Here is an 8,738-nt window from a genome sequence, read left to right as displayed (position 1 = left end):
ACTAAATGGGGTCTTGACCAGTATCACCCACGAGGCTTTTCTCTACATTTTATTTCAAATCCTTACCTACTTTAATCACATACATCTGTGTCGGATTGCTATTAATTTTAATTTTGCCCTTCTCGTCATAGCCATCCACACCGAAATCATTATCATTCACAATGGCAATCGTGTTTTTATCCACAATCGCCAAGCCTTCCAGCTTTTCATGCGGGTAGTTCAGCTTGGCTACATCCACCAGCAATTCCTTGGAAACCGGCACAATTCCTTTCTCTTTCACTTGGGCAACGGTGAGCTTTTCGAAGTCCTGCTCACTTGTTGACGTACCGAGTAAATTGGTTGCTTTTGAAAAATCAGCCTTGTAAATACGCTTAAGCTGTGCGTTTGCACCGGCATTTTTGTCTCGCTCGTCAATGAGTAAAACATCCTGACTGAGTGCAGCCAAGTCGCTGATGACGACGTCTTTTTGTTTCACTTTCACGAAGTCTTTCGCGTTTTCTGCGATGTACATGTACTCGCCTACTACTTTTTTGGTGGCGAGATCCATCTTTAAAATGCGCAAATTACGGGAAGCTTCGCCTGTCTTTTTATCAGGGAGTGCCATCGGACTTTGGATCGAAGTATACAAGAACTTGCCGTCTGGCGAGATGGTGACACCTTCGAAGCCACGGTTTGCAATGCGCTTGGAATAGACGGCTGGCAGCGTATCAAATATCTCCATCTGTGCGCCTGCTGCAAGCAAGGCTTCTTTGGCGCCCTTTGGTACATAGCGGCCCAGGATTGTGCCGTCACGCTTTACTTGAATGATGGATGGGCGATATTCGTCGGATAACCAAAAAGTATCGTCGATCGGGTTGTAAGCGATGCCTTCCAAATCCAAACCGTCTGGATCGTAACTAAGCTTTTTAGTTCCCGTTACATCGTAAGGAACTTCATCAGGGCCAGCGAGGTTCGGCAATCCACTAATATAAGTAGTCTTCGTAAAAGGGTTGATCTTGCCCTGTGGCAAACGCAGCTTGATGGTTTCCAAAACGTGAATGTTCCCGTTTTCTACTTTTATTTTGTACATGCGTGGTGTGTAGTTTTGGTCAGGGAACGTACGCAGCTCGTCCTTGCCGTATTGCCCATTTGGTCCACGGTCAGCCAGTGTATAAAAAATAGAAGGAGGATCGTTAGGAAGATGCACCAGACCAGAGAAGCCGCCTTCCTTAATACCTTCAGTGAGCGCAGGAGGATTTTTCCATTCATGTATTTCTGCTACTACTGGTGCTCCCGTTACATTTTGAGTTGCACCTGCTCCTTGTGTGCCGATCAAGGAAAGAGTCGCAATTGTTGCGACCAGCAAGCTTTTCTGTTGAAAAAGAATCTTCATCATATCCCTCCGAATGAAAAAACGACGTAATGAATCACTTTTGTTAGACTACCCGATCTATATTGGGAAAATATGAAGCTAAAATGATGGTTTTGTAAAAAATGCCAACGAACCAATAAATTCTGAATAATCATAAAACTAAATTGACACACGCTCTTTTGATCTTATAAAATGCAAGGAAGGATTGAGGACTAGTTATAGCTGAGGAGAGATGAGCATGTCATTGACAGAACAGACAAAGAAGGGATATTTCGGTGAGTTCGGAGGAAGCTTTGTACCTCCACAATTACAGGAAGTATTGGACTATTTGGCTGAACAATTTGAAAGGTATAAAGATGACGAGGAATTTATCGAAGAGTACAAGTATTATCTGAAAGAATATATCGGTCGGGAAAATCCGTTGACGTTTGCTCGCCATTTAACTGCAAAACTCGGCGGTGCCAAAATTTATCTAAAGCGGGAAGATTTAAACCATACGGGTGCCCACAAGATCAATAATGTCATCGGTCAAATCCTTCTGGCAAAACGAATGGGTGCACAGCGTATTATTGCCGAGACAGGTGCAGGACAGCATGGAGTTGCTACCGCGACTGTTTGCGCGATGTTTGGCATGGATTGCGTGATCTATATGGGAGCGGAGGATACGAAAAGACAAGCCTTAAATGTGTTTCGGATGGAGCTTTTAGGGGCAAAAGTGGTAGCGGTGTCCAAAGGGCAAGGAAGATTGAAGGATGCGGTTGATGAAGCGCTGAATGATTTGGTTGAAAACTATCAGAACACGTTCTATCTATTGGGATCTGCGGTTGGTCCGCATCCGTTCCCCACGATGGTAAAGTATTTTCAAGCGATTATCAGTGAAGAATCCAAGCGACAAATCTTAGAAAAAGAAGGTCGGTTACCTGATGCGGTCATCGCTGCTGTTGGCGGTGGCAGCAATGCGATTGGGGCTTTTGCCCATTATATTGAGGAACCATCCGTACGTCTGATTGGTGTTGAGCCTGATCAGGCACCTACCTTGACCAAAGGGGTTCCAGCCGTCATTCACGGTTTTAAATGCCTCGTATTGCTGGATGAAAACGGAGAGCCTCAAAAAACGTATTCGATTGCGGCCGGGTTGGATTACCCTGGTATTGGCCCAGAGCACAGCCAGCTAAAAGTCAGTGGACGAGCGGAATATTACACGGTGACGAATGAAGAAGTGTTGGCGGCATTTCAAGAGCTATCGAGAACAGAAGGGATCATTCCCGCCTTGGAAAGCGCACATGCTATTGCCTATGCCTTGCAGTTGGCCCCCACTCTTTCACCAGAGCAGATCCTGATTGTTAACCTTTCAGGACGAGGTGACAAAGACGTAGAGCAAGTTTTCCATCTGTTAAACAAATAAAGTGACATAGAGGCTATCGCGAAAGTAGATTTTTTACTGGAGGATAGTCTCTTTTTCGTTCTTCAGTTGTGTTGTTCATAATGGTTATATATTTTTTAGTGAAACTTTAGTATTATTTTTTGAAGGGTTCCAAATAATAGTGGTTTCATTGTACTTCTTACAAGTTCATGTATGAGATTGGAGATAATAATGATGAAGAAAAACATTTACTTTAACCATGATGGCGGCGTTGATGATTTAATTTCTTTATTTTTGCTGCTCCAAATGGACAATGTGAATCTGACAGGGGTATCTGTCATTCCAGCGGATTGCTACTTGGAACCAGCGATGTTTGCCAGCCGGAAAATCATTGATCGTTTCGGTAAAGGCGGTCTGGATGTAGCAGAGTCCAATTCCCGCGGGAAAAATCCTTTTCCAAAGGACTGGCGCATGCATGCCTTTTATGTAGACGCACTGCCCTTGCTCAATGAATCAGGAGAAGTGATTACGCCAGTAGCGGACAAGCCTGCGCATCTGCACATTATTGAAACGCTGCGTGCTACGGAAGGAAAAACGACCTTGTTGTTTACTGGGCCTTTGACTGACCTTGCGCGTGCATTGGATATCGATCCGACCATCGAAGAAAAAGTAGAGCGTCTGGTGTGGATGGGCGGAACATTCCGTGAAGAAGGAAACGTGCATGAGCCTGAGCACGATGGAACCGCAGAGTGGAACGTATTCTGGGACCCGGAAGCGGCGGCTCGCGTATGGGAAAGCGGAATGGAGATTGAATTGGTCGCACTGGAGAGCACGAACCAAGTCCCACTGACACTGGATGTTCGTGAGCGCTGGGCAAAAGCACGCAAGTATATCGGTGTGGATTTCTTGGGTCAATGCTATGCAATGGTACCGCCGCTTGTACATTTCTCGACCAACTCGACTTACTACCTGTGGGATGTATTAACCACAGCATTTGTTGGCAATAGTGATCTTGTAAAGGTACAAATGGTTAATAGTATCGTGATTACAGAAGGAGCTAGCCAAGGCCGCACGGTTGAAACGGCTGGTGGACGCCCTGTACATGTGGTTTATGACGTAGATCGTGATGCATTTTTTGATTACATAACAGAATTAGCGAAAAAAGCGAACTAGAACAAAGCAAGTCATCTTAGATATCGACATAGCTGGCGATAAGGAAAGGATACGTTCATGCAATACATTTGGGGAGTTCTCGGCATCCTGGGAATTTTTTTAATAGCCTTTGCGTTTTCGAAAAATCGGAGAGCGATCAATCCGAGAACGGTCATTGGTGCGTTTGCGATTCAGTTTATTTTTGCTTTGATCGTACTGAAATGGGATTTTGGGAAAAAGCTTCTGGAGTACTTGGCGTCGATTGTTCAAAGCATGATTGATTCGACGAATGCCGGAATTCAGTTCTTGTTTGGCGGGATACTGGGTGCACAGAACGCAGGCTTTACGTTTGCCCTGCAAGTGTTGCCGATCATTATCTTCTTCTCTTCCTTGATTTCGGTCCTGTATTATCTCGGAATCATGCAGTGGGCGACGAAAATCATCGGTGGATTTTTGTCTCGGGTGCTCAAAACGAGCGAGACCGAATCCATGTCAGCCTCTGCAAATATTTTCTTGGGTCCTATTGAGGCGCCACTTGTCGTAAGGCCTTATATTGAGAAAATGACCAAGTCCGAGCTGTTTGCTGTCATGACAGGCGGACTGGCGTGCGTTTCGGGTTCGGTTATCGGTGGGTATGCGATGCTTGGTGTTCCGATTGAATATTTGCTAGCCGCAGCATTCATGGGAGCGCCGGGTGGTCTGTTGCTTGCGAAAATGATGATGCCGGAGACAGAACAGCCACACAGAGTGGAACATGTGGAAGTAATGAAAGATACGGAGTCCAGAAACGTTATTGACGCGGCAGCTCGTGGAGCTTCGGACGGGCTAAAAGTAGCTGCTGGTGTCGGTGCGTTGTTGCTCGCATTTATTTCGTTGATTTTCTTGCTGAACTCGATTATTGGTTGGCTTGGCGGGTTAGTGGGAGTAGAAGCGTTGACGCTCGAGCATATTTTAGGCTACCTGTTCGCGCCGATTGCCTTTATGATCGGGGTTCCATGGGAGGAAGCGCTAAAAGCTGGTTCTTTCATCGGGCAAAAGATTGTCCTCAACGAATTTGTCGCGTACACGGCTTTTGCACCTGAGATCGCGAATTTGTCGCAAAAAAGCGTTGTGATCATCAGCTTCGCCCTTTGCGGCTTTGCCAATCTGGCTGCGCTGGCTATGGTCATTGGCGGCTTGGGCGGCTTTGCTCCGTCAAGAAGATCAGACCTTGCGGAGATGGGCTTGCGTGCAGTAGTTGCGGCAACCTTGGCGAATCTGTTGAGCGCAGCGATTGCGGGGATGCTCATTTAGATGAATCAGTAGAAAGAAGTACGAGGGCTGGAGTAATCCATGCCCTCATTTTTTTGGTACTACTTGAAGTTAGTACTACTCGCTTTTTGATGCAGGTATGGAGGCAAGCTTCCATACCTTTTTTCTATGGGGTGGATAAGGAGGAAAAAGAGTCATGTTGGAAAAATTAAGAAGTGAGGTAATCTCAAAAGATGGAGCTGAAATCATGAACGTTGACGTGCTTTTTAACCAGTTTCCCATTTTAAAATCAGATCGTCTCACCTTGAAGAAAATCGAAGAGCAGCATTTGGACGAAGTATTTGAAATCTACAGCAATGATCATGTATTTGCCTATTGCGGCATTATCCCCAAGCATAATAAAGCGACAGTGAAAAGCATGATCGGGCATTTTGAGAGAGACTATTTGAAAAAAACGAGGATCAAATGGGGGATATTCGCCAATGATAACCCCGATCACTTGCTTGGCATTATGGAAGCTTTCGACTTTCATCAAAAGGTAAACATGGTGACGATTGGCTACTTCTTGTCCGAAGCGCATTGGGGAAAAGGGATTGCGACGGAAGCGGTAAACATATTGCTTCACTTTTTGTTCATGGATGTCAACGTCAACCGAATACAGGCGGAAGTGATGCCTCCGAATGAGAACTCCAAGAAAGTATTGATGAAGAATGGCTTTATGAAAGAAGGAACACTCAGACAAGCAACGCTATGGTCGGGAAAAGGAATCGTGGATGTAGAGATTTACGGAATGCTAAAAGAGGACTATGAAAAAGGAAAGGGGTGAATGTTGCCCCTTCACCAGAATACACCGTTACCCGTAAAAGCCCTCCTATGTTACTATGATGGGTATGATCAATCATAGGCATCTGGAATGGGGAAAACATCTTGAAAACATTTAAGAAAGTCTATATAGAAATCACCAGCGTTTGCAATCTCGCCTGTACCTTTTGTCCGCCAACAGAGCGCAGTAAAAGTTTTATTAAAGTAGAAGACTTTGCGAAAAGGCTGGATGAGATCAAACCGCACACCGATTACATTTATTTGCACGTCAAAGGGGAACCGCTTCTCCATCCCAAAATTGATGAGCTGCTCGATATCAGTCATGAGAAAGGCTTCAAGGTCAATATCACCACAAATGGTACGCTGATCGCGAAAAATCGGCATAAATTGCTGGGCAAGCCTGCGCTCCGGCAAATGAACTTCTCGCTTCACAGCTTTGACGGACATATCGGCTCAACCGACCGCGAAGGGTATTTGCGCGAGATTCTTTCCTTTGTTCGGGAAGCTCAGGAGCATCAAGTGATTTTTTCTTTCCGTCTGTGGAACTTGACGCAGGATAACGCCACGAACATTCAAAAGAGTAGAAACCGCCAGACGCTTGAAATGATTGAAAAAGAATTTGGGCTGGACTATCGAATTGAAGAAAAAGTAATGCCGGGCAGCGGGGTAAAAATCGATGACCGCGTTTATTTGAATCAAGATTACGAATTCCAGTGGCCGAGTCTGACAGCGCCTGAGGATGATGGAAAAGGTTTTTGCCATGGTCTGCGCACGCAGGCGGCGATTCTGGAAAATGGAACGGTTGTGCCTTGCTGTCTCGATGGGGAAGGGGTTATTAATCTAGGGAATATCAATCAGACCTCTTTCACTGATATTGTGGATGGCGAGCGGGCCAATCATCTGGTAGAAGGATTTTCTCGCAGAGAAGCTGTCGAGGAATTATGCAGAAGATGCGGGTACCGCCAGAGGTTTGGAGCGTAGCAAAAGCAAAACGTCCGAGTCAAATGATTCGGACGTTTCCTCATTATTAGAAGGACACTACTATCAACGTCGGTGACGTCGACAGCGGAGGAAACAGAAACGACAGCGGCGACGACGGCGACGGAAGAAGGAACAAAAACGGCAGCGACGACGACGACGACGGCGGCGACCACAACCACAACGATCATGGTCACTGTCAAAATCTTCGTCCACGTCTCTATCGAAATCCCTTTCTATGTCTGTGTCACAATCTTTTTCAATCTCGTGTTTTTTTTCTCGATCATTACAACCACAAGACATACATCCACCTCCTTGTTGCTTGTTACCATATTTTATGAATGCCGCTTGGACATGACTGGACGAACTATAGGGGAAATAAGCTTGTTTTCAGACGCAGAAAAGTGGCGAATGCCGCTGTCCTCCCACAAAGTCATGGGCAAAAGTGTTGGTAAAACACAAAAAAGATAGCAGATCCCATAGCTTCGTGAGCGAATGAGAAATGCTATCTATTTTTGTCTATGTTCTTATCACTTCCAATGCTTGTTGCTCCAGCTCATGAATTTTCCTCGCGCGCCCGATCATCATTCCAAGAATCGCAACAAGTATCCCCGAGACGATAAACAGAAAACCAATCCCCCTGCCGGCACCCGTTCCGATGATGTGCCCGACCGTTTGCCCAAGCAATCGATCTGGATCAAACAACGGATTGAATACATGATCCGCCAAAAATCCTGCCGATCCAAATGCCAGTACGAACCCGATTTGCGAAATAGCCGTGATCATCGACCATACTCTGCCTTGTCGTTCATTCTCGACATTCGTCCGGATGAGAACCTCGAGGCTCGTGTTTACAAAGGGAAGCGTGATGAAAAAGAGGAAGCCAAAAACCATAATCAGCCAAACGGAGGTGAACACACCCATCAGGGCATAAAACAACCCAGCAAGTACGAGAGAGAAGGACAGCATGATCACCTTGCTCTTACCCATACCGAAGAGTCCGATCAAAAGGCTACTGACGAGCATGCCCGATGCAGATGCAGAGAGAGCAATACCGAGCGTCTTGGAATCAGTTAATGTCAGCATCATAGGCCCAAAAAGCGATTGCAGCAGTCCGATGTAAAAGCACACGACGGACATTAACAAAACTAACGAGAAAACCCCTTTCTTTGAAAGGAGATAGCGGAAGGCTTCAGACATTTCGCGAAAAAAGCTTTGTCTTTCCTGTTTTTGGGGAGTGGCATCGTGTTTCATAATCATCAGCACGGCGCCGACAGCTAGAAGGAAGGTCATCATATCGATGAGTAAGACGAGCTGGATATCAAAAGCACTGAGAAGAAACCCAGCAACCAGTGGAGAAATAAGATATTGAGCGGAACTTGCCAGTTGGATGAGCCCGCTTGCCTGTGAGTACATCTCTTCCGAAACCAGATCAGATACGGCTGCTTTAAAGGCTGGGTTTAGAATAGCGGCAGAGAGCGAGCTGATGCCGACCCCCAAATAGATGTGCCATAATTCCATACGCCCGGACAGCGTGACAAGCAAGATGAACAAGATACCAGCTATGGAACCAATATCGCCAATGATCATCATTTTTTTGCGGTCAAATCTGTCTGCCAGCACCCCGCTAAAGGGAAGTAAAAGGAAGGAGGGGAGAAAAGAGCAGAGAATGATGAACGAATAGCTCGTGGTAGATTGGGTCTGTTGAAAAACAAAGACACCCAAGGCAAAAGCGGTAAGTCCACTTCCGATAGCTGATAAAAGCTGCCCTGACCAAATGATCAGGAATCTACGAAAGGCTTTATCATGAGCGATCATTGT

General features: G+C 45.8%; 8 protein-coding genes. 6 read left to right on the top strand and 2 right to left on the bottom strand.

The genetic code is table 11. From position 1 onward, the window contains the following. Positions 1 to 49 precede the first annotated feature (49 nt). Positions 50 to 1,375 carry an esterase-like activity of phytase family protein gene (locus tag C7R92_RS08070; protein WP_244195687.1) on the bottom strand — a complete coding sequence of 442 codons (1,326 nt, stop codon included), beginning with the start codon at positions 1,373 to 1,375 and terminating at the stop codon, positions 50 to 52. Between the two features lie 214 nt (positions 1,376 to 1,589). On the opposite strand from C7R92_RS08070, the gene trpB reads away from it, so the two are divergent. The 6 genes from trpB to C7R92_RS32775 all read left to right on the top strand — a co-directional run bounded on the left by trpB (position 1,590) and on the right by C7R92_RS32775 (position 7,388). Next, positions 1,590 to 2,756 (top strand): tryptophan synthase subunit beta, encoded by a 1,167-nt coding sequence (gene trpB, locus C7R92_RS08065; RefSeq protein WP_106833841.1) that lies wholly within the window; start codon positions 1,590 to 1,592, stop codon positions 2,754 to 2,756. 192 nt (positions 2,757 to 2,948) lie between these two features. Then, a complete protein-coding gene (locus tag C7R92_RS08060; protein WP_106833840.1) occupies positions 2,949 to 3,887 on the top strand; it encodes a nucleoside hydrolase in 939 nt (312 codons plus the stop codon). A gap of 57 nt (positions 3,888 to 3,944) precedes the next feature. After that, positions 3,945 to 5,159 (top strand): NupC/NupG family nucleoside CNT transporter, encoded by a 1,215-nt coding sequence (locus tag C7R92_RS08055; RefSeq protein WP_069847143.1) that lies wholly within the window; start codon positions 3,945 to 3,947, stop codon positions 5,157 to 5,159. Positions 5,160 to 5,364: 205 nt separating this feature from the next. Beyond that, on the top strand, positions 5,365 to 5,943 hold the full coding sequence (locus C7R92_RS08050) for a GNAT family N-acetyltransferase (protein WP_106833852.1): 579 nt from the start codon (positions 5,365 to 5,367) through the stop codon (positions 5,941 to 5,943). A 101-nt stretch (positions 5,944 to 6,044) separates the two neighbouring features. Beyond that, entirely contained in the window at positions 6,045 to 6,920 is an 876-nt protein-coding gene (locus C7R92_RS08045) for a radical SAM/SPASM domain-containing protein (protein ID WP_069847138.1), read from the top strand. Positions 6,921 to 6,992: 72 nt separating this feature from the next. Further along, positions 6,993 to 7,388: a hypothetical protein gene (locus tag C7R92_RS32775; RefSeq protein WP_244195686.1), complete on the top strand. Its 396-nt coding sequence runs from the start codon at positions 6,993 to 6,995 to the stop codon at positions 7,386 to 7,388. Between the two features lie 48 nt (positions 7,389 to 7,436). Here the strand turns inward: C7R92_RS32775 and C7R92_RS08035 are convergent, their stop codons facing one another. Continuing rightward, complete coding sequence (locus C7R92_RS08035; protein ID WP_106833839.1) at positions 7,437 to 8,735, bottom strand: MFS transporter; 1,299 nt, start codon at positions 8,733 to 8,735, stop codon at positions 7,437 to 7,439. Positions 8,736 to 8,738: the final 3 nt, after the last annotated feature.

Origin of the sequence: Brevibacillus porteri, from assembly GCF_003013475.1 — a bacterium.
Taxonomy (GTDB): domain Bacteria; phylum Bacillota; class Bacilli; order Brevibacillales; family Brevibacillaceae; genus Brevibacillus; species Brevibacillus porteri.
This window is presented reverse-complemented; position numbering and strand designations above follow the sequence as displayed.

Bases quoted from the DNA above. Each gene is read 5' to 3' on its own strand.
- C7R92_RS08070 (WP_244195687.1), bottom strand. From the start codon at position 1,375: ATGATGAAGATTCTTTTTCAACAGAAAAGCTTGCTGGTCGCAACAATT.
- C7R92_RS08055 (WP_069847143.1), top strand. From the start codon at position 3,945: ATGCAATACATTTGGGGAGTTCTCGGCATCCTGGGAATTTTTTTAATA.
- C7R92_RS08050 (WP_106833852.1), top strand. From the start codon at position 5,365: ATGAACGTTGACGTGCTTTTTAACCAGTTTCCCATTTTAAAATCAGAT.
- C7R92_RS08060 (WP_106833840.1), top strand. From the start codon at position 2,949: ATGAAGAAAAACATTTACTTTAACCATGATGGCGGCGTTGATGATTTA.
- C7R92_RS08035 (WP_106833839.1), bottom strand. From the start codon at position 8,735: ATGATCGCTCATGATAAAGCCTTTCGTAGATTCCTGATCATTTGGTCA.
- trpB (WP_106833841.1), top strand. From the start codon at position 1,590: ATGTCATTGACAGAACAGACAAAGAAGGGATATTTCGGTGAGTTCGGA.